Origin of the sequence: Proteus genomosp. 4 str. ATCC 51469, from assembly GCF_003144375.1 — a bacterium.
In the GTDB taxonomy this organism is placed as follows: Bacteria; Pseudomonadota; Gammaproteobacteria; order Enterobacterales; family Enterobacteriaceae; genus Proteus.
Map to the genome: position 1 here is coordinate 25554 of NZ_PENV01000002.1, position 21511 is coordinate 47064.

Genomic DNA, 21511 nt, shown 5'->3' on the forward strand with positions numbered 1-21511 from the left:
TTAATTTTTAATGATCAAGAATAGCTTATCTAGTTACTATTTAACTCTATTCGTATTTTTATGACAGAAAACGACTTTTATTATCTCTCTATAAATGACATTTATTCTAAAATAAAACGCTTTTTATAATTTTTAAATAAATTTAAACTTTATTTTCAAGCAAGCAACAGAATAAATACAATAAGATACATTGTATTATCTCTTTACGTTAACTTATTAGTTTAATTGATTTAATTTTCACTAAGCTTTAAGATATACATTAATAATTTGATGTATCACATTATTATCAGCGAATAAAAGCGATATCCTCTCTTTTCCTTATCGCCGTTATTCGGCATCTGACTTCTTATTTTGGTTTAAGCCTAAATGAAAACTCATAAAGTTAACCGGGTTCGCCCCTTTAGTGCATTTATTGATGCATGTGTAAAAGAGCCTTACTCTTTTGCACGTTTATTAAAAGATATTATTGCAGGGATCACCGTCGGAATTATCGCGATACCATTAGCCATGGCACTGGCAATTGGTAGCGGTGTTCCTCCGCAATACGGTCTTTATACCGCAGCTATTGCCGGTATAGTCATTGCTGTTTCTGGTGGCTCTCGCTACAGTGTTTCAGGCCCCACAGCAGCTTTCGTTGTGATACTTTATCCGGTATCTCAGCAATTTGGTTTAAGTGGTTTATTGATTGCCACATTAATGTCTGGCGTTATTTTAGTTGTTATGGGATTAGCCCGCTTTGGTAAACTCATTGAGTATATTCCTGTTTCTGTAACACTGGGATTTACCTCAGGGATTGCTATCACCATTGCGACCATGCAAATAAAAGACTTTTTTGGTCTTGAAATGGCGCATGTACCAGAAACTTATATCGATAAAATTATTGCCTTAGGTTCTGCATTACCTACCATTCACCTTGGTGATACGCTTATCGGTTTAACAACACTGTTTGTTTTAATCTACTGGCCAAAATTAAATTTACGCTTACCAGGGCATTTACCCGCTTTAATCGCGGGTACTGCAGTAATGGGTATTGTGAATATGTTTGGCCATGAAGTTGCAACGATTGGCTCACAGTTTAGTTATCTACTTCCAGATGGATCAACTGGACAAGGTATTCCACCGATACTGCCTCAGTTTGTTTTACCTTGGAATTTACCAAGCACTGGGGCATCTCTTGAATTAAATTGGAGTACAGTTTCTGCTTTGTTACCGGCGGCTTTTTCAATGGCAATGTTAGGTGCAATCGAATCGTTACTGTGTGCCGTTGTGCTTGATGGCATGACAGGTAAAAAGCACCATTCTAATGGTGAATTACTAGGACAAGGTGTCGGTAATATTGTCGCCCCTTTCTTTGGTGGTATAACAGCAACTGCAGCGATTGCACGTTCAGCAGCTAACGTTCGCGCAGGTGCAACATCACCAGTTTCAGCGATTGTTCACTCATTGTTAGTGTTATTAACTTTACTGGTATTAGCCCCATTTCTTTCATATTTACCTTTAGCCGCAATGTCAGCACTACTGTTAATTGTTGCATGGAATATGAGTGAAGCGCGTAAAGTTATTGATCTCATTCGTCACGCTCCTAAAGATGATATTATTGTCTTAGTGTTATGTTTATCACTCACCGTTCTCTTTGATATGGTCATTGCCATTACTATCGGTATTGTATTAGCTTCACTGTTATTTATGCGTCGTATTGCCAATATGACCAAAATAACTGAATCTCCTTATACCGATGATGATAAACAATTATTAGTTGTGCGTGTTAATGGCCCGCTATTCTTTGCAGCTGCTGAGCGTATTTTTAATGAATTACGTGAGCGTAGCAAAGGTTATAAAACCGTTATTATGCAATGGGATGCTGTGCCAGTCTTAGATGCAGGGGGCTTACATGCCTTCCAACATTTCGTGACTGATGTCAAACATAATACTCATGTGATTGTGTGTGATATTCCCTTCCAACCTTTAAAAACGTTGGCAAGAGCAAGAGTCACGCCTATTGAAGGAGAACTTAATTTTTATCCTTCATTACAAAAAGCACTGGATGATTTGGAATTAATTCAGTAGTTATTTAGATTTTTCAGATAAAAAACCAACGCCTTTAATTAATATTAAATAAAGATTAAAGGCGTTTTTTTATTATGAGTAATTATAAGATTTAATTTGAGAAATTATTTACTTCAATATTTATTCTTAATATAAGAAATAATTTACTTAATAAGGAATAAACCCATTACCAATCCCACTTCCTTGCACACCTTTTTTTAATAAATCTTGATAAAGCGCATTCATACCCAGCCAGTGATTTTCACACCATTCAGGGGCAAGTAAGGTCGGTTTTCTCGCACTGGCACAAACGCGGTGATAGATAATTTCACAGGGAGTATGGCGGATCATCTCACCCGCTGTATAAACATATTGTTCTTGCGTCAATGCATTAATACGCCCTGCTTTCCATGCCTTAGCTATCGTACTACCTTCAACAATATGCAAAGGATGCAATTTAAGCCCGTCAGTCCCCGTTTCAACCACTCGTTCTAATGTTTGCATATTAAGCAGATGATCTTCTCGTGGTAATCCGACAATAAGGTGCGTACACACTTTTAAACCACGACGACGAGCCTCTCGCGTTGTCGCTTGATAACACTGAAAATCATGCCCACGATTAATGTGTTTCAATGTTTTATCATGGGCTGTTTGTAAACCCAGCTCTAACCACACTTCATAACCTTGATCGCGATAACCTTGCAATAAATCCAATACACTAACAGGAACACAGTCTGGCCGAGTTCCTACACATAACCCTACCATATCGGCTTGTAATAGCGCGGTTTCATATAAAGTACGTAAGTATTCTACTTCGGCATAAGTGCTGGTATAAGCTTGGAAATAAGCTAGGTAACGATGTGCTCGGTTAATATTTTTGGCTTGTAACGCAATTTGTTCTTCTATCGAATGATATTGCGTTTGTTCATCAGCAAAAGAAGAGACATTACAGAAAGTACAGCCACCTCGCCCTAATGTGCCATCTCGATTAGGGCAGTTGAAACCGCCATGGAGGGTGATTTTATGGATCTTTTCGTGATAACGGCGCTGAAGATCAGCGCCGAACATATTCACTACCGTATGCAGTTGCATAACAATTTTATTTGCTGGTATCTAACTCAGGGAAACTTTTTACTAAGTCATCAATGGCTTTAATTTGCGCTAAGAATGGCTCTAATTTTGCTAATGGTAAAGCTGATGGGCCGTCGCAACGTGCATTATCTGGATCTGGGTGAGCTTCAAGAAATAATCCGGCAAGACCTACCGCCATACCTGCGCGTGCTAATTCAGCGACTTGCGCACGACGGCCACCCGATGCAGCACCAAATGGGTCACGACATTGTAATGAATGCGTTACGTCAAAAATAACAGGTGCGCCCTGAGAGGCTTGCATCATGACATGAAAACCTAACATATCTACAACCAAGTTATCATAGCCAAAGTTACTTCCACGATCACATAAAATGACTTGGTCGTTACCGCCTTCTTTAAACTTATCGACGATATTTCCCATTTGGCCAGGGCTAACAAACTGAGGTTTTTTTACGTTAATCACAGCACCTGTTTTTGCCATTGCTTCAACAAGATCGGTTTGACGCGCTAAAAATGCAGGTAACTGAATAACATCAACGACTTCTGATACAGGCTGAGCTTGCGCTGATTCATGAACATCCGTAATAATTTTGACACCAAAAGTCTCTTTTAACTCTTGGAAAATCTTCATTCCTTCTTCTAAACCTGGACCACGATAAGAGTGGATAGAAGAACGGTTTGCTTTATCAAAAGAAGCTTTGAATACATAAGGAATATTCAGTTTTTGAGTCACAGTGACGTAGTGCTCACAAATACGCATGGCTAAATCGCGCGATTCTAATACATTCATGCCACCAAAAAGCACAAATGGTAGGTCGTTTGCTACCTTGATATCACCAATATTCACCACTTTATGTTGCATATTTATCCCTATACTGTTTGTAATGTACTGTGTTAATCAAGTACGTTGCGTAAACTTTTAATGTAGAACAACTGGATTTTGCTCTATCGAATGAATTTGAATTTTGATCATTTCTGAAATTGGATCTTCGGGACATTGCTCAACAAAATAGTTTAAGTCGGAAATTGCCACATGATGACACTCTAACTGAGCAAAAATCAGTCCACGATCACGTATTTCGTAGGGATCTTCAGGATCAAACATTAATACCGTTTCACTGGCTTTTAATGCTTGTTCCATATTCTTTTCTTCCATTAAAGACACTTTCAAGGTATCTAGCAGCTTGCGAATAATGGAGCTGTATTCTGATTCTTCTAAATCAGCCTCTAGTAACACCGAATTATTTCCTACATTCCCTTTTAACCAAACTTCTAAGGTATGTTGTGATAGATATTCGCCATTTATTGGGTTTAAAAATAACGTTTTTTCATTGGGAATATCTATTCTGATGATAAGTTGTGTAGGAAAAATAACAGGAGCTAACGGCAGGTTTAACGCTTGTGCGATATAAATAAGAATCGAACCTAGTGAAACAGGAGAACCCACATGTGTCGCTAATACTTTATCTAACCATAAAGTATCGGAAAGACAATATTTACCACTTGCACCACTAAAGTGCCACTGCTTATAAAACAGTTTTAGTAATGCTTCTATTTGTTCTTTGATGTTTCCTTGCTTAGGAATTTCAGCTTCTGCTTGCTCAACAAGTTGTGCTAGTTGATAACCAACAGAAGTGGTCGGAAAATCAGGTCGAATAGCCTGAGAGATAAGGATCATGCCCTTAACTAAAGGGGCTTTATTAAATTCGTAATCAGCTATGGTTTCTATCATAATTCCAACGACCTACTGTCACTCGCTCATTACCGCCATAATCACGGAAAGTTTCCACACAGCAGTAACCCTTATCAGTAAAAATTTTGCGAACACCTTCACCTTGCTGCCAACCGTGTTCCAGTAATACCCAGCCATTATCAGTTAAAAACTGACGGGCGGTTTCGATGATAATTTCTATATCAGCAAAACCGTTATTACCAGCGACTAACGCGGTTAAAGGTTCAAAACGAACATCCCCCTGATGAATATGCTCATCATTTTCATCTATGTAAGGAGGATTACTAATTATCATACCAAATTGATACCCAGAGAGTGAACTAAACCAGCAACTTTCCATAAATTCTGTGTTGTTTAATGCTAAGCGGGTCGCATTCTCTTGCGCTAGCGCCACGGCTTCGGCTTGAAAATCCACACCAATAATATGGCAATCAGGACGCTCTGATGCCATAGCAAGTGCAATAGCCCCCGTTCCCGTTCCTAAATCAAGAATAGTTGTTGGCTCTGTTGGCAGTTTTTCTAACGCTTGTTCAACAAGACATTCGGTATCAGGTCGAGGAATTAATGTTGCAGGTGAGACTTTTAAAGGCAGTGACCAAAATTCTCTTTCGCCCACTAAATAAGCGATAGGTTCACCTTTAATACGTCGAGTAAGTAGTTGCGATAATTGTATTAATTCATCTTGTGAAAGCAACGTTTCATTAAAAGCCATTAAGTACGTTCGAGCACGTTGTGTTACGTGCCCAAGTAGGATTTCAGCATCACGTTTAGGGCTGTCACTTTCAATTAATTGCAAGGCTGCTTGACGCAGCCATTGTTCATAATTCATTAATTTAACTCAGAAAGTGCAGAGAGTTGGTCCGCTTGATACTCAGTGACAATAGGCTGAATTAGAGGATCTAATTTTCCTTCCATCACTTCATCTAAACGATAAAATGTGAGGTTGATACGGTGATCTGTAACTCGCCCTTGTGGGAAGTTATACGTTCTAATACGGTCAGAACGATCACCAGAGCCTAATAAGTTACGACGTTCAGACGCTTCAGCTTCTTGACGTTTTTGCATTTCAGCAGCACGAATACGCGCACCTAATACAGACATCGCTTTGGCTTTGTTTTTGTGCTGTGAACGCTCATCCTGACATTCCACCACAATACCCGTTGGAATATGCGTGATACGAATTGCAGAATCAGTGGTGTTAACGTGCTGACCACCCGCACCTGACGAACGGAATGTGTCAATACGCAAATCGCTTGGACTAATATCAGGTAATTCAGCTTCTGGCACTTCAGCTAATACTGCAACCGTACAAGCCGAGGTATGAATACGACCCTGAGATTCGGTTTCTGGCACCCGTTGAACACGGTGACCGCCTGATTCAAATTTCAATACCCCATAAGCGCCATCACCCACTACTTTTGCAATGACTTCTTTATAGCCACCATGCTCACCTTCGTTAGCATTCATGACTTCAATACGCCAGCGACGTGATTCTGCATAACGACTATACATACGGAATAAATCACCAGCAAATAATGCGGCTTCATCCCCACCTGTTCCTGCCCGAATTTCAAGGAAACAGTTAAATTCATCATCAGGATCTTTAGGCAATAACAGCACTTGTAACTGTTGCTCTAAATCATCGTTTAGTGCTTGCGCTTCTTTCAGCTCTTCTTGCGCCATCTCTTTCATTTCAGGATCATCAAGCATCATTTCTGCTGCTTCGATGTCGTCTTGCACTTTCCGCCATTGACTAAAACAAGCCGTGACGTCGGTTAATTGAGAGTATTCTTTTGAAAGCGCACGAAAACGCTCCTGAGAGGCAATCACATCGGCTTCTGACAGAAGTGCCTGAATTTCTTCATAACGCTCTTGTAGAGCTTCCAACTTAGCGACAATAGAAGGCTTCATTCGTAGATTAAGATCCTGTTAGACAAAGTTAATTATGGGTAATACCCAAACTTTCACGTAATAGATTCAGGCGTTCAATATCACCATCACTGGCAGCCTGTTGAAGAGATTTCGTTGGTGTGTGAATTAGACGATTCATCAATTGATGTGAGAGTTGCTGAATAACTTTTTCTGCATCTGCTCCATTTTGTATCAATGTGATGGCTTTTTCTGTCATTTCTGCACGTAACATTTCAGCGCTGTCTCGATATTCTCGAATCGCACCCACGGCACCTTGCGCTCGTAGCCAATCCATAAATTGTCCACTTTCTTGTTGAACAATATGTTCGGCTTGAATAGCAGCCGCTTGGCGTTGTTCGCGGTTATGTTGAATAATCGCTTCTAAATCATCGACACTATAAAGATAAACATTATTGAGTTTTTCAATATCTTGTTCAATATCTCGCGGAACCGCAATATCCACCAGTAACATAGGTTGATTGCGACGTTTTTTAAGCGCCCTTTCAACCATGCCTTTACCAATAATAGGCAAAGGACTTGCAGTAGAACTAATAACAATATCAGCTTGTGATAGGCATTCATCAATCTCTGATAATGTAATAACATCCGCATCGACTTCATTGGCTAAACGCTGAGCACGCTCTTTAGTTCGGTTAGCAATAATGATTTTTTTAACTTGATGCTCACGAAGATGACGAGCGACTAATTCTATAGTTTCGCCCGCACCGACCAATAAAATAGTCAAAGAGGATAATGATTCGAAGATTTGACGCGCTAAAGTACAAGCGGCAAAAGCAACAGAAACGGCATTGGCACCGATTTGTGTCTCTGTTCTCACTCTTTTCGCAACTGAAAAAGACTTCTGAAACAAACGTTCCAGCTCTGAAGAGAGCGAGTCATAATTTTGGGAATCGGCAAAGGCTTTTTTAACTTGCCCTAAAATTTGGGGTTCACCTAATACAAGAGAATCTAAACCACTTGCCACTCGCATTAGGTGGCTGACAGCTTGATTATCTTGATGCCAATAAACACTATTTTTCAGCTCACTTGGCTCTATTTGGTGATATTGACATAACCAGCGAATAAGCTGTTCATGGCTATTTTCTTTGTCTTCCATACTTAAATAAAGCTCAGTACGGTTACAAGTGGACAGCACAACACCGCCTCTGACAGCAGGTTGCTGTAAGAGGTTATTTAAGGCATCACCCATGGTATCGGGAGAAAAAGAAACTTTCTCACGTAAAGCAACGGGGGCTGTTTTATGATTAATACCTAATGCTAATAACGTCATATCAACTATATCGAGTTATGAATAAATACCGCCTCGCGACTTGACTTAGTGTAAACCTAAAACAGCGCATTTAGTATGGACTCTTCATTTCCGCCATTCTACTTGATGAACAGATTCAATAAAAGAGCTTACTTGAGTGATAGGAGATTTCTATACACAATTTAACGAAATATCGTTATATCATAAGGTTTATGATACTCTTTTTTTTAACTAATAACGAATTAAAGGAATCTCTCAGCTATGCGTTCACGCTTTTTTTCAACCAAACAACTCCTGCGTATCATCCCGCTTACGGCGTTGTTGCTGAGTGCCTGTAATCTAAATCAGATAAAGACACAAGGCTCTGCGTCTGATAACGATGTGCAATGGCAAGCTCGCCAACAAGCATTAAAGAAAATTTCACAATATGAAACTCGAGGTGCTTTTGCTTATATCGAAGATACAAACAAAACCTATGCTCGATTCTATTGGCAAGACAAAGCAGATGAGCGTTATCGTTTATTATTGACTAATCCGCTAGGTACCACTGAGCTTGATTTAAATGTTATGCCAGGTGTCATTGAAGTTACTGACAATAAAGGTAAAAAGTATTATAGCGATAACCCAGCGGAGATGATTTATCAACTTACTGGCATGGTTATTCCACTGAAAAATCTACGTGCTTGGCTTGTTGGCTTACCCGGTGATGCAACTAATTTTGAGTTAGATGCAAATCACTTATTAAAATCTGTCACATTACCCGCCACCGAAGGTGATTGGCTTGTGACTTACCAAGCTTATGATTCAAGCATTACCCCTAACCTGCCACAACGTCTTGAGTTAAAACAAGGCGAACGCATTATCAAATTAAAAATGGATAACTGGGATATACAGCAATGACACTAAGTTGGCCTTCTCCTGCCAAATTAAACCTTTTTCTCTATATCACAGGGAAACGTTCGGATGGTTATCATAATCTACAAACGTTATTCCAGTTTTTAGATTATGGCGATACATTAACGATTACTCCTCGTGATGATACCCAGTTAACTATCTTAACGCCAATTGATGGCGTAGAAGATAAAGATAATTTAATTATTAAAGCTGCTAAACTACTGCGTGATTATTGCCAACAACATCATATTCCTTTGCAGTATCAAGGCGCCGATATCAGTGTCGATAAAAAGCTACCAATGGGAGGTGGCTTAGGCGGAGGCTCTTCTAACGCCGCAACCACATTAATTGCACTTAATTACCACTGGCAAGCGGGTTTAAGTGATGAAACATTAGCCGAATTAGGGGTGAGTTTAGGGGCTGATGTCCCTGTTTTTGTAAAAGGTCATGCTGCGTTTGCCGAAGGCGTTGGTGAAATTTTGACCCCAGCAGAGCCAAAAGAGCAATGGTATTTGGTCGCACACCCTGGAATTTCCATTCCAACCCCGACAATCTTCACAGATCCAGAATTAAAACGTAATTCTCCTATTCGCTCTCTTGGCGCATTATTAAAGGCTCCGTTCGAAAATGACTGTGAAATGATCGCAAGAAAACGTTTTCGTGAGGTTGAATATCTGCTTTCGTGGCTGTTAGAATATGCACCGTCACGCTTAACTGGGACAGGTGCCTGTGTGTTCGGTGAGTTCGGATCACAAGTTGCCGCTAGTGAAGTGTTAATTAACGCCCCTGAGTGGGTGCATGGGTTTGTAGCGCAAGGCGTCAACATTTCTCCTCTGCATTTATTCCGCTCAAGGATACCTGTGTTATTGCACCCGTAAGATGATGTTTACAAACCCTATGTTCATAAACACGTTCTTTACAGGTCAACAATATCTCTCTCTGGACGCAAGCCTGAGGTTTTTCTCGTGCCCGATATGAAGCTTTTTGCTGGTAACGCAACCCCGGAACTGGCTCAACGTGTTGCCAACCGACTCTACACTAGCCTAGGAGACGCGGCTGTAGGTCGTTTTAGCGACGGTGAAGTCAGTGTGCAAATCAACGAAAACGTACGTGGTGGTGATGTATTTATCATTCAATCAACCTGTGCACCTACTAATGATAATTTAATGGAATTAGTGGTCATGGTTGACGCATTACGTCGAGCTTCCGCTGGTCGTATCACTGCTGTTATTCCTTACTTCGGTTATGCCCGTCAGGATCGCCGTGTTCGTTCAGCCCGTGTTCCTATTACGGCAAAAGTTGTTGCGGATTTCTTATCTAGTGTAGGCGTAGACCGTGTTTTAACCTGTGACTTACACGCAGAACAAATCCAAGGGTTCTTTGATGTACCGGTTGACAATGTCTTCGGCAGCCCAATTCTTTTAGAAGATATGCTTCAAAAAGATTTGGACAACCCTATTGTTGTTTCTCCAGATATTGGCGGTGTTGTTCGCGCTCGTGCTATCGCTAAACTGCTAAACGACACTGATATGGCTATCATTGATAAACGTCGCCCTCGTGCTAACGTTTCTCAAGTTATGCATATTATCGGTGATGTTGCTAACCGCGACTGTATCCTTGTTGACGATATGATCGACACAGGTGGTACATTGTGTAAAGCAGCTGAAGCGTTGAAAGAACGTGGTGCTAAACGCGTATTTGCTTACGCAACTCACCCAATCTTTTCTGGTAATGCTGTTGAGAACATCAAAAGCTCTGTTATTGATGAAGTGGTTGTCTGCGATACAATTCCATTGTCAGCAGAAATCAAAGCATTAAATAAAGTCCGTTCATTGACTCTTTCAGGCATGCTGGCAGAAGCAATTCGCCGTATTAGCAATGAAGAGTCAATCTCTGCGATGTTTGAACATTAATTTGTTATAACATTCATTGCAATTTGAGATAACTAAACCCGCTATAGCGTTTGTTATAGCGGGTTTTTTGTTAATGTTTTCCAAAAACAAGGTAGTTTAGGCAATAAAAAAACCCGCCATAATATCAACGGGTCTATTGGTGTGTATTACATTCATAATGATAGCGGTTATTCACTTAATACCAGTTTATCTTAAACTTAGTTATTATTTTTTATCTATTCTGATATTAATTGCATTAACAATATTATGGATAACGGTGATTATCATGGCGACGATAACGCTCATCATGATTACGTAACCACCAATATCTTTCTGCTATTGTTTCTCTACCACCGATACGGGCACCAGCTAGCCAAACCAGAGCACCAATAAAAATCCCCATTAAAGAGATATCTGCTAAAAATTCAGGCAATCCTAATGGGAATATATGACTAAGAAGCGTATAACCAAGACTACCGAGCATCACGACCATCCCCGTAGCCATACATAAATTACCAACTGCAAATGCATGTTTATATTTCATGTTGCACCTCCAAGCGCGTCGTCAGACGATTCAACAACAAAATACATCGAATAACTTTTATTCATTGTGGTTATTATAGCCATAAATCCTAAAAAGGTATTGTCGAAGCGATCACATCGTTCTGATATTTATTGACAAATCTTCACAAAAAATGTGTTTTTTTCTTTTCAAAGTAGAAAATTACACTGTTTTTATCGTTTTCGCTCTTTTTGTTAAATTAAAATAAGGGTATTTCCTCGCCCCTGCATTTCTAAAAAACATTCTATGCAATCTATTTTGTGCTTCTGTGCTTAGACAGGTAAACTATGGGCTTTCTTTTAAGACGATAACAGTGAAAGGCTATTGTGAGTAAAATTAAACTTATCGTCGGGTTAGCAAACCCCGGTGCAGATTATGCCCAGACTCGCCATAATGCGGGTGCTTGGTATGTAGATTTATTGGCTCAACGTCATCAGCAATCTCTAAAAGAAGAGAGCAAATTCTTTGGTTACACCGCACGCATTAATTTAAACGGTAATGATGTTCGTTTATTGGTTCCGACCACTTTTATGAATTTAAGTGGTAAAGCGGTACAAGCAATGGCGAACTTTTATCGCATTGAACTTGATGAAATTTTAGTTGCACATGATGAACTCGATTTACCGCCCGGCGTTGTCAAAATGAAATTAGGTGGTGGTAATGGTGGCCATAACGGATTAAAAGATATTCAAAGTAAATTTAGCAATAATCCAAATTTCTATCGTTTACGCATTGGTATTGGCCACCCTGGTGATAAAAATAAAGTTGTTGGCTTTGTATTAGGCAAACCACCAATGAGTGAACAAAAATTAATTGATGACGCTATCGATGAAGCCCTTTCGTGCACAGATATTTTAATGCGTGATGGTTATGAGAAAGCAATAAATCGTTTACATAGTTTTAAAGCGTAATCATTACATTGATAAATTAAGTAATTTCAATATTCAGAGGGTAAAATGCCCTCTTCTTTTGTGCGATTAATTCCTGATGATTTAATCAAACAAGGATTTGCTCTATAATAGCGCCAAATTTTTTTTAACAGCACACAACAGGAATACTCCCTCCTGTTGTTTTTATGTGACAAGGTGAACGTTTATGGGATTTAAATGTGGTATCGTCGGTCTGCCTAACGTAGGGAAATCTACACTGTTTAATGCCTTAACTAAGGCAGGTATTGAGGCAGCCAACTTCCCATTCTGTACTATCGAGCCAAACACAGGTGTTGTTCCAATGCCTGATCCTCGCTTAGATAAACTGGCCGAAATTGTTAAGCCACAGCGTATTTTACCTACAACAATGGAATTTGTTGATATTGCAGGCTTAGTAAAAGGCGCATCTAAAGGTGAAGGTTTAGGTAACCAATTCCTAACGAATATCCGTGAAACTGAAGCGATTGGTCATGTGGTTCGTTGTTTTGAAAATGACAATATCATTCACGTTGCGGGTAAAGTTGATCCTGCTGAAGATATCGAAACTATTAATACTGAATTAGCACTTTCTGACTTAGATACCTGTGAACGTGCAATGCACCGTAATCAGAAAAAAGCAAAAGGTGGCGATAAAATTGCTAAAGCAGAAATGGAAGTGTTAGAAAAATGCTTACCACATTTAGAAAATGCTGGCATGTTACGTGCTTTAGATTTAACGGAAGAAGAAAAAGCAACAATTCGTTATTTAAGCTTCTTAACGTTAAAACCAACAATGTATATTGCAAACGTTAATGAAGATGGTTTTGAAAACAACCCATATCTTGAAACTGTTCGCAAAATCGCAGAAGCAGAAGGCTCTGTAGTTGTTCCTGTTTGTGCCGCTATCGAAGCAGATATTGCTGAGTTAGAAGATGCAGAACGCGAAGAATTTATGCAAGATTTAGGCATTGAAGAGCCTGGCTTAAACCGTGTTATTCGCGCGGGTTACTCATTATTGAACTTACAAACTTACTTCACTGCTGGCGTTAAAGAAGTACGTGCATGGACAATCCCTGTAGGTGCAACAGCGCCACAAGCCGCAGGTAAAATCCACACTGACTTTGAAAAAGGTTTTATCCGTGCTCAAACTATCGCTTATAACGATTTTATCACTTACGGTGGTGAACAAGGCGCTAAAGAAGCTGGTAAAATGCGTGCAGAAGGTAAAGAATATATCGTTCAAGACGGCGATGTAATGAACTTCTTATTTAATGTGTAAGTTCTTCTATCTTTCATAATGTCAAACCACGTAAATTGAGAAAAACTCAAGTACGTGGTTTTTTATTAGTTACCTATGAGCAAAATAAAGTATATTTTTTATTTGTCAAAAAACACTTACTCTTATTACTTTATCCAATGTAAAGGTATTATTTTACGATAAACCTGTTCAAAGTGTTTATTTGCGTATTTTTTCATTTTAGATAAAGTCAATTTAAGTTCATTATTTTCCGAAGATAAATTAGACAGTGTATTTTCCCATATTGTAAATTTTCGCCCCATTAGCTCTGGATTTAATTCATTTGCTTTATTCATCAATGCACAGGCATATTTCAATGGCATTTGATAGTAATCATTATCAATATTGAAAATATATTTATCTACATAGTTGATAATTAAGATAGCAAGGCTCATTAAATATTTAGATTGTTCTTTATTATCCAACAATACCAATTCAAAATTCTTATAAATATCTTCAAAATGCTCATTATTAAGTGAGATTTTCTTTTCTCTATCGTCTGGAATTACTAATAGCCGCTCAAATATTGTTGATAAATTTTTATATTTATCTATACCAACTAATTTATCCTCAGCTGCAATAGGTATATCTACCCAAGCCGACTGGAATAAGTTTTGATACGCACCAAGATTAAGTGATGATAAAAAACCATCTATTTTAATTTTATTAAGTGATGCATTGCGATTATTTCTAAAAACTTTAAAATCCTCATTAAATAAAACATTATAATCAATATTTTCTTTTTTTTGATACTTATCATCAATATAAAGATAAAACTTATCCCATTTCGCAGTGCAACCGATTTCATTACTAAACAACATTTTAGTTATATTTTTATGATTAGTTATCATCGCCTTATTTCCTTCAACTAGAACATAATTATTATTTTCTTCATTTTTCCAGTTAATATGGTGATATCCGTTACTGAAATTCATCTTCTTTATTAAAGGCTTTACCTCCTCTAAATTAAGATATTTTTCATATAAACGCCTAGCTATCCATCTAGTGGCATTATCCTTATGATAAAGAGACAATGCCATTAATTTAATAAAACTACCATTATTTTCCAATGTAAATCTTTTAAATTCTTTATGATCATAATAATCATAAAGAACATCCAAATATGTATTTATATACTTTTCTTCCATATTAAAATGAAAATCCTTGCCTAATTTATTTAAACATTTTATTTCGAATAAATTTTTAACAAATTTAGAAATGATTTCATTTTCCATATAGTTGTTCCTATCTGTGAGATTTTTTATTATAGAATCCATAGGAACTTCATTCGTCATTTCAGATACACTTATTTTATTTATAATGTCTTGGATAAGAGATAGTTTTATTTCTTTATATTTATCACTTATAGTTTCAATCGTCTTAAATAGTGTATTCTCATAGTAATCTTCATTTAAATGAAGATTTAAAAATTCACTATCAGAAAAACTTATTTTTGCTCCATCAAGATTTGCATTTGAAAAATCAGTTAATGTATAGCAAATATTAATCTTGATTTTAGCATCGGTCAAATCAGCATCTTTAAATATTGCACCGTCTATATTTACATTACTTAAGTCTACCCCTTTTAGGCAAGAACCAGAAAAATCAACACCTATATTTTTTCTATCAAATTGTTCTTGTGATAAACAAAATTTTGCATTACTTAAATCTCTATTTTTAAAGTTAATATTACTTAAGTTATTGCTATCAAAATTAATATTTTTATAATCATTATGACTTTCAATTCTCTCGACGTCTTTTCTTAACTTCTCACATTCACTTTTAATTAATGGATTAGATCCTTGATTAAATTTATTTTTACACTTATTAATTATTTTAATTGAATTTAATCTTTGACTTAGCATTTCATAGCCATCCCATTTTTTCTTATAAGAAAAGCAATCCTTGTCATTGTTATTTAAATTTAGTTTTACGCTTCTCATTTTTATTGCTAATAGCTTCTCTGCAAAAGAAAGATTACTTTCTGTTGGTTTTTTTGCTGCTAAATCAACCGCTGATACAGTGCTTCTAAATAAGTGAGACTTAAAATATAACAACATAGCATTCATAATTATTCCCTATAAATCACTAAAAATAGATGATTATTGAGAATTTCAACCAAGTTAAAATTCATTGGGTTACTATATAAGTATTAATTATTTACACTTTAATAAAGTAACCACTAGTAATATGTTTTCCTTATCAAGAATAAAATAAAACATCAAATTACTTTAATCACTAAATCTTATTAATTAAATCAAAAAAACAATTGTCTGTATTTAATTTATAAATACACAACTATCACGCACTATTCAATAACAATTAAAACATTTGAAATACTTATGAATTGGAGTAATACTTAATTTGATGTTCGATTAATGATCGATACTTATTAAATAAAGGAATAGCTTTACCATGAATACTAATTTTCAACCTAACATGCGAGATAATAGCGATATAAAACACAATAAAAATCATCATTGCCAATGTGGACAAGAAATAATAACTAACTTAAATAATTATATTACTAAACATCCCGAATGTACTATTTATCAAAATTCATTAATGAGTAGTTTAATTGCGGGTGTATATGATAGTGATGTCACTATTGCTGATTTATTAAAGCATGGTGATTTTGGTTTAGGAACTTTTGAACAACTTGATGGCGAGCTAGTTGCATTTGACAATAATGTTTTTCAATTACGCTCTGATGGTAGCGCACGTAAGGCATTAAACTCTCAAAAATCTCCTTTTGCTGTAATGACATTTTTCAATTGTGATATTGAACATCACTTTTCTTATGGTGCATCGCAAAAAGAAATACACAATGTAATTAATCAGTACGTTCCTTCCGACAATCTATTTTGCGCGATCAGAATTGAAGGCGAATTTGAATTAGTTAAAACACGCACAGTTCCTCGTCAAGAGCCTCCCTACCGCCCAATGTTAGAAGCTATCGAAAATCAGCCTATTTTCACCTTTCACAATGAAACAGGAACTATTGCAGGTTTTCGATCACCACAATTTACCCAAGGCATAAATGTTGCAGGGTTTCATGAACATTATATTAATCAACAACGCCAAGGTGGTGGACATGTACTTGATTACTACTTAAAAAAAGGCACATTACAAATCGGCATCATTTCTCGCCTTACCATTGATTTACCCAGCCAGTCAGCTTTCCTACAAGCTAACTTAATGCCAGATAATCTTCATCAAGCAATAGAACAAGCCGAAAATTAATTCAAAAGATCGCTTCACTTTATTCTCAATCCAATTTTTTATTCACTTGCAAAATCAAAGAAGGTTATATGAATACTCCTCATTGGAAATGTGGTGCAGATTTAGTTGTCAAACAATTAGAACAACATGGCATTAAACAAGTATTTGGTATCCCGGGTGCAAAAATTGATCGTGTATTTGATTCTCTTGTTGATTCCAGAATTGAAACAGTAGTTGTTCGCCATGAAGCTAATGCCGCATTTATGGCTGCCGCGGTTGGTCGTTTAACTGGTAAAGCGGGTGTGGCTATCGCAACATCAGGTCCGGGATGCTCTAATCTTGCGACGGGCATTGCAACAGCAACATCTGAAGGAGATCCATTAGTTGCGTTGGGAGGATCAGTAAAATCCTCTGATAGATTAAAACTGGTTCATCAAAGCATGGATACCGTTACCATGTTTAATCCTATTACTAAATTTTGCGCAGAAATTGATTCCTCAAAATCAATTTCCGAAACTATGGCTAATGCCTTTCGCCATGCAGAATCAGGAAGACCAGGCTCCGCTTTTTTAACTTTTCCAATGGATATTTTAAATAATGAAGTTAATAGCCCAATATTAATTCCCAAATCAAAATCCAATATTGGTAGTGCAAATAATGATGCCATCCAAGAAGCCGTTAAATTACTGCTGAATGCAAAAAGTCCCGTTATTTTATTAGGGCTACAAGCTAGTTACCCTGAAAATGCATTAGCATTACAAAAGCTACTTGATATTTGCCCGCTACCGATTGTAGGCACTTATCAGTCGGCTGGCGCGATTGCTCAACGCCATTTTTCTTTATTTGCTGGTCGTATTGGTTTATTTAATAATCAACCGGGTGATGAGTTATTATCTCACGCTGATTTAGTAATCACTCTAGGTTATAGCCCTATCGAATATGAGCCGTCATTATGGAATCACAATAATGCCAATATTATTCATATAGACGAGATCCCCGCTGAAATTGATTTAGCTTACTGCCCTGATTTAGAATTAACAGGTAATATCAAATTAACAATTGATAATTTAACTCACTATTTTGCTAAGCAATCTACATCTCAAATTACACTTTCAAATAATACTCGTCAGATTTTAGAGAAAATTCGCCACCAAAGAGAAATTCTGCAACAAAATAGTTATTTTCGACATGGTTCTCCTATTCACCCTTTAACCATCATCCATGAGATGCAAAATATTATTGATAACGATGTAACACTCTGCATTGATATGGGGAGTTTTCATATATGGCTCGCTCGTTATCTTTATAGTTTTAGAGCAAGACAAATGCTAATTTCTAATGGGCAACAAACAATGGGTGTTGCATTACCTTGGGGGATTGGCGCTTCTTTTGTTCGACCTTCTGATAAAATTATCTCTATTTCTGGCGATGGGGGTTTTATGCAATCGTCTATGGAGCTAGAAACCGCAGTTCGGTTAAATACAAATATCTTGCATATTATCTGGGTGGACAATGCTTATAATATGGTCGAAATGCAAGAACAAGAAAAATATGGCCGTTATTCTGGTGTAAAATTTGGAGCTATTGATTTTAAACGTTACGCTGAGTCCTTTGGCGCTAAAGGTTTTTCTGTTGAATGTGCTTCTCAATTACGTACCGTTTTACATGAAGCAATAGCTGTTGATGGCCCCGCGGTACTTGCTATTCCTGTCGATTATCGAGATAACGCTAAACTAATGGAACATATTAATTATAATCTGATTATTTAGTGTATCTACACTCATCATATAAAAGCCCTCAATAGTATAAAATACTACTGAGGACTTTCTAATATGGTACTACTGTTTATTTTGATTTAAATACTCAGCGACACGAGTTTCAATATTTTTACGCTCACTCTCTGATAAAGAATAGAACATAGCAATATTATTGACATCTACATTCAGTAATAAACCGTAATAATAAGCATTTTTCACATCACCTTTAAACAGAAATGCTTCATAGAGTTTTGAGAAAGAAGGCTCTGCAAAACTCATTTTTCCTAATCGAGTATGCATATCTGTCATATAGTCATTATTATTTTTCAGCGCAGAAATATGCATATTTACTGCAGGATTTTGATTTACGCTCTCCATTCCATTGGAGTATATTTTATTTAGTTCAGTGTATATATGACTATCTATACCGAATGGATAATCTAAAGATAATTGATACCATTCAATGGCTTTATCTAAGTTTTTCTCAACTAAACAAGGCGCCTCTAAATAATAGTTGCCAATTATTCTAGCGCTATTATAGGTAAACTCGTTACTATGAGGTTTTTCTGTTTCTATCCACTCTTTAAAATAGTTCGCTGCTTTATTGATATTATCTTTATTTTTACAAATATTTTCCACATAGTAATTATAAAGATATTGGCTCGCTTTTTTGTTTCCTAAATTATACGATCCCTCTGCATAAATAAAACTTTTATCAATATCTTCACTAGAATAATACTTTGCTAATAACAATAAATTTTCTTGACTCTTATCTTCATGAATTAAAGAATTATATTTTTGTTGCACATATTCAAAATTACTTTTCTCTATAGCATATAATTCCAAATCAGTACTATTTAAAGGGACAGTGATGTGACTTTCATATTCTTTTGCTTTTTCAGAGTCTTTCTCAACTCCATCCTTTCCATATTTATAAATTAATGATAAGTCTTTCAAGCAAATATTATTACCCAAATCAGCACATTTATTACGCCAGAAAGAGCGTTCTTCCTTGGTAATATTTGTTAATCTATCAAAATTATAGTCATAAAAAATTCCATCTTGCATTAATTCACCATGATATATCCTTGTGACAATAAAATTCATTGCATCAACATACCCAGAATCAGCGAATTTTATAATTTCTTGATAATATTCAATCAGTTTAGCCTCATCTATATTTTCAGAGTAAGATTCATGCTCAATATTCTTTATTATATATTTAAAATGGATTTCTTTATTTTCACTTAATAAAGATCCCATAATTAATTTAATCGAATCATCAAATAAAGATCTCTCTATAAAAAAATCACTAACCTCAGGATAATTAATTCCATATTTAAATAAAATATCATATACCTCCCGTCTTTTTGATGAACTTATTTTGCTATAAGTCGAATCACATTGTAGCCCTTTAACAAGGTTAGTTAAAATATCCTCATTCATTATTTTTTTATATTTCGTCATCGCAACCAATTGAAAAACATAACTACTGCAACCGTTACCTCTTCCTTGTTCATATAATGAAAAAGCATATTCATCATTATTAAAGGCATCTTGCTCCAAAAGAATGTCGGCATAATAATGGGCTAAGCGATAATCTATATCATAGGTGTTATCTCTATTAACACTATCTTTTAACATCTCAATAATATTTTCTTTTTCTATATATTCTGAAATATCAAAATGAAAATAAAGGCTGATAATTAAATATCTACTTTCTTTCAAAAATTGATCATTAGTAATAGTTTCCTTTAATAAATCAACTGCTTTTTTTAAATCTTTTTTTACACCAATACCATAAGCATATTTTTCAGCCAGATAAAATTTAACCTCAGCTGATGGCTGTATATCATAAGCTTTAAGCATTAATTCAAAAGCTTTTTTGGGATTATAAAATTCACTTTCCACATGCGAGTAAACTTTAGCAGCAGTGATAGTTGCTTGATAAGAATTAGGATATTTTTCTAATAATTTGATCACATATTTTTCAGGCGATTCAATAGAAGACTGTGTTCGTTCGCTATAGCCAATTAATAAACTTTCTATTTTCTTAATTAACCCATCATGATGATCTAAATCCGCTGATAGCTGTAAATAAACCTCAGCTGATCTTGTATCACTCTTCAAATTCTTAACTTCTTTATCACCGTTATACACTTGATAGAGAAAATAAACTGCATCAGGGTAATTAGCATTTGCTGAGTCTATAAGGAGACGAACATCCTGTGTAATTAATGTATATTTTAAGTACATAAACTTGGGATCTTTACTCTCAATAAAAGGATCTAAATAACCCTCTGTTTTGATAGATCTTTTTGATGAATTTGCATTATTTAAATATTGATATATTGCTTCTTTATTACCGCCTTCAGCTAATTTTTCTAACTCTCTAAGTGTTGCTCTTTTTTCAAACCATGTTTGTTCACCATAAATTGGTAATAATCTACTTTCTAATTTTCCCCATTGGCTAGATTCAATTTCATTTAAAAATATTTTCGCCTCAGAAGAGCCTAAATCCACTGCCTTTGATAGAGAAGAAAAACCATGAATATCTTCAGGAGTACTCTCGATTAATTCATGATAGCGTAAATATCCTAAATTATAGAGAGCATCCCTATTTTCTAAATTTGCTGATTTAATTAACCACTTTCGAGCAATAAGGCGATCTTCTGGTACTGCAATTCCTTCCCAATACATGACAGACAAGCTAAAAGCGGCTTGAGAGTCATTTTCTGCATGTCGTGTAAAATAGTCTAAAGCTTCCTTATACTCCCCTTTTTGATAATAATTATATCCTTCTTGTAAAGGTGAATTTTCATTTCCTTTAAAATAAAAAAACAACCCCGCCATTAATAATATTATAAATATAGTTTTTATTTTTATCGACATAATCATCCTTTAATGTGTATATCTTTTAAAATCGCA

Annotated in this window: 17 protein-coding genes; 8 read left to right on the forward strand and 9 right to left on the reverse strand. The window is 36.2% G+C overall.

Annotated elements, in window-relative coordinates; genetic code table 11:
• Positions 1 to 366 precede the first annotated feature (366 nt).
• Positions 367 to 2067, forward strand: coding sequence for a C4-dicarboxylic acid transporter DauA (dauA, locus tag DK866_RS02310; RefSeq protein WP_109407576.1), 1701 nt, complete (start codon positions 367 to 369; stop codon positions 2065 to 2067).
• A 147-nt stretch (positions 2068 to 2214) separates the two neighbouring features.
• Here dauA and DK866_RS02315 read toward each other — a convergent pair whose 3' ends face one another.
• Genes DK866_RS02315 through hemA form a run of 6 tightly spaced genes read right to left on the reverse strand, consistent with a single transcriptional unit; the run spans position 2215 to position 8072 of the window.
• Positions 2215 to 3138: a TIGR01212 family radical SAM protein gene (locus DK866_RS02315; RefSeq protein WP_109407577.1), complete on the reverse strand. Its 924-nt coding sequence runs from the start codon at positions 3136 to 3138 to the stop codon at positions 2215 to 2217.
• 7 nt (positions 3139 to 3145) lie between these two features.
• Complete coding sequence (kdsA, locus tag DK866_RS02320; RefSeq protein WP_109407578.1) at positions 3146 to 4000, reverse strand: 3-deoxy-8-phosphooctulonate synthase; 855 nt, start codon at positions 3998 to 4000, stop codon at positions 3146 to 3148.
• A 57-nt stretch (positions 4001 to 4057) separates the two neighbouring features.
• Positions 4058 to 4867, reverse strand: coding sequence for an invasion regulator SirB1 (gene sirB1, locus DK866_RS02325; RefSeq protein ID WP_166540030.1), 810 nt, complete (start codon positions 4865 to 4867; stop codon positions 4058 to 4060).
• Positions 4851 to 5699 carry a peptide chain release factor N(5)-glutamine methyltransferase gene (prmC, locus tag DK866_RS02330; protein WP_109407580.1) on the reverse strand — a complete coding sequence of 283 codons (849 nt, stop codon included), beginning with the start codon at positions 5697 to 5699 and terminating at the stop codon, positions 4851 to 4853. The genes sirB1 and prmC overlap by 17 nt, the downstream gene beginning before the upstream one ends.
• The gene (prfA, locus tag DK866_RS02335) at positions 5699 to 6781 is read right to left on the reverse strand and encodes a peptide chain release factor 1 (RefSeq protein ID WP_072064034.1); all 1083 of its coding nucleotides are present in this window, start codon (positions 6779 to 6781) and stop codon (positions 5699 to 5701) included. The genes prmC and prfA overlap by 1 nt, the downstream gene beginning before the upstream one ends.
• A 28-nt stretch (positions 6782 to 6809) precedes the next feature.
• Positions 6810 to 8072 carry a glutamyl-tRNA reductase gene (hemA, locus tag DK866_RS02340; protein WP_109407581.1) on the reverse strand — a complete coding sequence of 421 codons (1263 nt, stop codon included), beginning with the start codon at positions 8070 to 8072 and terminating at the stop codon, positions 6810 to 6812.
• Positions 8073 to 8312: 240 nt separating this feature from the next.
• On the opposite strand from hemA, the gene lolB reads away from it, so the two are divergent.
• The 3 genes from lolB to prs all read left to right on the forward strand — a co-directional run bounded on the left by lolB (position 8313) and on the right by prs (position 10858).
• Positions 8313 to 8951, forward strand: a complete 639-nt coding sequence (gene lolB, locus DK866_RS02345) for a lipoprotein insertase outer membrane protein LolB (protein WP_109407582.1) — start codon at positions 8313 to 8315, stop codon at positions 8949 to 8951.
• Positions 8948 to 9823, forward strand: a complete 876-nt coding sequence (gene ispE, locus DK866_RS02350) for a 4-(cytidine 5'-diphospho)-2-C-methyl-D-erythritol kinase (protein ID WP_109407583.1) — start codon at positions 8948 to 8950, stop codon at positions 9821 to 9823. Before lolB ends, ispE begins: the two co-directional genes overlap by 4 nt.
• Before the next feature lie 87 nt (positions 9824 to 9910).
• Positions 9911 to 10858, forward strand: a complete 948-nt coding sequence (gene prs, locus DK866_RS02355) for a ribose-phosphate diphosphokinase (RefSeq protein ID WP_036912921.1) — start codon at positions 9911 to 9913, stop codon at positions 10856 to 10858.
• A 244-nt stretch (positions 10859 to 11102) separates the two neighbouring features.
• On the opposite strand, the gene ychH is transcribed toward prs, so the two are convergent.
• The gene (ychH, locus tag DK866_RS02360; protein WP_072068239.1) at positions 11103 to 11381 is read right to left on the reverse strand and encodes a stress-induced protein YchH; all 279 of its coding nucleotides are present in this window, start codon (positions 11379 to 11381) and stop codon (positions 11103 to 11105) included.
• Positions 11382 to 11725: 344 nt separating this feature from the next.
• Between ychH and pth the strand changes: the two genes are divergently transcribed.
• Together pth and ychF are read left to right on the forward strand one after the other, a co-directional pair.
• Positions 11726 to 12310 carry an aminoacyl-tRNA hydrolase gene (gene pth, locus DK866_RS02365; protein ID WP_072068240.1) on the forward strand — a complete coding sequence of 195 codons (585 nt, stop codon included), beginning with the start codon at positions 11726 to 11728 and terminating at the stop codon, positions 12308 to 12310.
• A 184-nt stretch (positions 12311 to 12494) separates the two neighbouring features.
• On the forward strand, positions 12495 to 13586 hold the full coding sequence (gene ychF, locus DK866_RS02370; protein WP_072064039.1) for a redox-regulated ATPase YchF: 1092 nt from the start codon (positions 12495 to 12497) through the stop codon (positions 13584 to 13586).
• Positions 13587 to 13711: 125 nt separating this feature from the next.
• On the opposite strand, the gene DK866_RS02375 is transcribed toward ychF, so the two are convergent.
• A complete protein-coding gene (locus DK866_RS02375) occupies positions 13712 to 15673 on the reverse strand; it encodes a pentapeptide repeat-containing protein (protein WP_109407584.1) in 1962 nt (653 codons plus the stop codon).
• Between the two features lie 370 nt (positions 15674 to 16043).
• On the opposite strand from DK866_RS02375, the gene budA reads away from it, so the two are divergent.
• The gene (budA, locus tag DK866_RS02380; RefSeq protein WP_409455375.1) at positions 16044 to 16847 is read left to right on the forward strand and encodes an acetolactate decarboxylase; all 804 of its coding nucleotides are present in this window, start codon (positions 16044 to 16046) and stop codon (positions 16845 to 16847) included.
• A gap of 68 nt (positions 16848 to 16915) precedes the next feature.
• On the forward strand, positions 16916 to 18595 hold the full coding sequence (gene alsS, locus DK866_RS02385) for an acetolactate synthase AlsS (RefSeq protein ID WP_109407586.1): 1680 nt from the start codon (positions 16916 to 16918) through the stop codon (positions 18593 to 18595).
• Between the two features lie 69 nt (positions 18596 to 18664).
• On the opposite strand, the gene DK866_RS02390 is transcribed toward alsS, so the two are convergent.
• Positions 18665 to 21475, reverse strand: coding sequence for a tetratricopeptide repeat protein (locus DK866_RS02390; protein ID WP_109407587.1), 2811 nt, complete (start codon positions 21473 to 21475; stop codon positions 18665 to 18667).
• Positions 21476 to 21511 lie beyond the last annotated feature (36 nt).

What these genes read in the sequence shown, in the direction of transcription:
- dauA (WP_109407576.1), top strand. Translation starts at nt 367, where the DNA reads ATGAAAACTCATAAAGTTAACCGGGTTCGCCCCTTTAGTGCATTTATT.
- DK866_RS02315 (WP_109407577.1), bottom strand. Translation starts at nt 3,138, where the DNA reads ATGCAACTGCATACGGTAGTGAATATGTTCGGCGCTGATCTTCAGCGC.
- kdsA (WP_109407578.1), bottom strand. Translation starts at nt 4,000, where the DNA reads ATGCAACATAAAGTGGTGAATATTGGTGATATCAAGGTAGCAAACGAC.
- prmC (WP_109407580.1), bottom strand. Translation starts at nt 5,699, where the DNA reads ATGAATTATGAACAATGGCTGCGTCAAGCAGCCTTGCAATTAATTGAA.
- prfA (WP_072064034.1), bottom strand. Translation starts at nt 6,781, where the DNA reads ATGAAGCCTTCTATTGTCGCTAAGTTGGAAGCTCTACAAGAGCGTTAT.
- hemA (WP_109407581.1), bottom strand. Translation starts at nt 8,072, where the DNA reads ATGACGTTATTAGCATTAGGTATTAATCATAAAACAGCCCCCGTTGCT.
- lolB (WP_109407582.1), top strand. Translation starts at nt 8,313, where the DNA reads ATGCGTTCACGCTTTTTTTCAACCAAACAACTCCTGCGTATCATCCCG.
- ispE (WP_109407583.1), top strand. Translation starts at nt 8,948, where the DNA reads ATGACACTAAGTTGGCCTTCTCCTGCCAAATTAAACCTTTTTCTCTAT.
- ychH (WP_072068239.1), bottom strand. Translation starts at nt 11,381, where the DNA reads ATGAAATATAAACATGCATTTGCAGTTGGTAATTTATGTATGGCTACG.
- ychF (WP_072064039.1), top strand. Translation starts at nt 12,495, where the DNA reads ATGGGATTTAAATGTGGTATCGTCGGTCTGCCTAACGTAGGGAAATCT.
- DK866_RS02375 (WP_109407584.1), bottom strand. Translation starts at nt 15,673, where the DNA reads ATGAATGCTATGTTGTTATATTTTAAGTCTCACTTATTTAGAAGCACT.
- budA (WP_409455375.1), top strand. Translation starts at nt 16,044, where the DNA reads ATGCGAGATAATAGCGATATAAAACACAATAAAAATCATCATTGCCAA.
- alsS (WP_109407586.1), top strand. Translation starts at nt 16,916, where the DNA reads ATGAATACTCCTCATTGGAAATGTGGTGCAGATTTAGTTGTCAAACAA.
- DK866_RS02390 (WP_109407587.1), bottom strand. Translation starts at nt 21,475, where the DNA reads ATGTCGATAAAAATAAAAACTATATTTATAATATTATTAATGGCGGGG.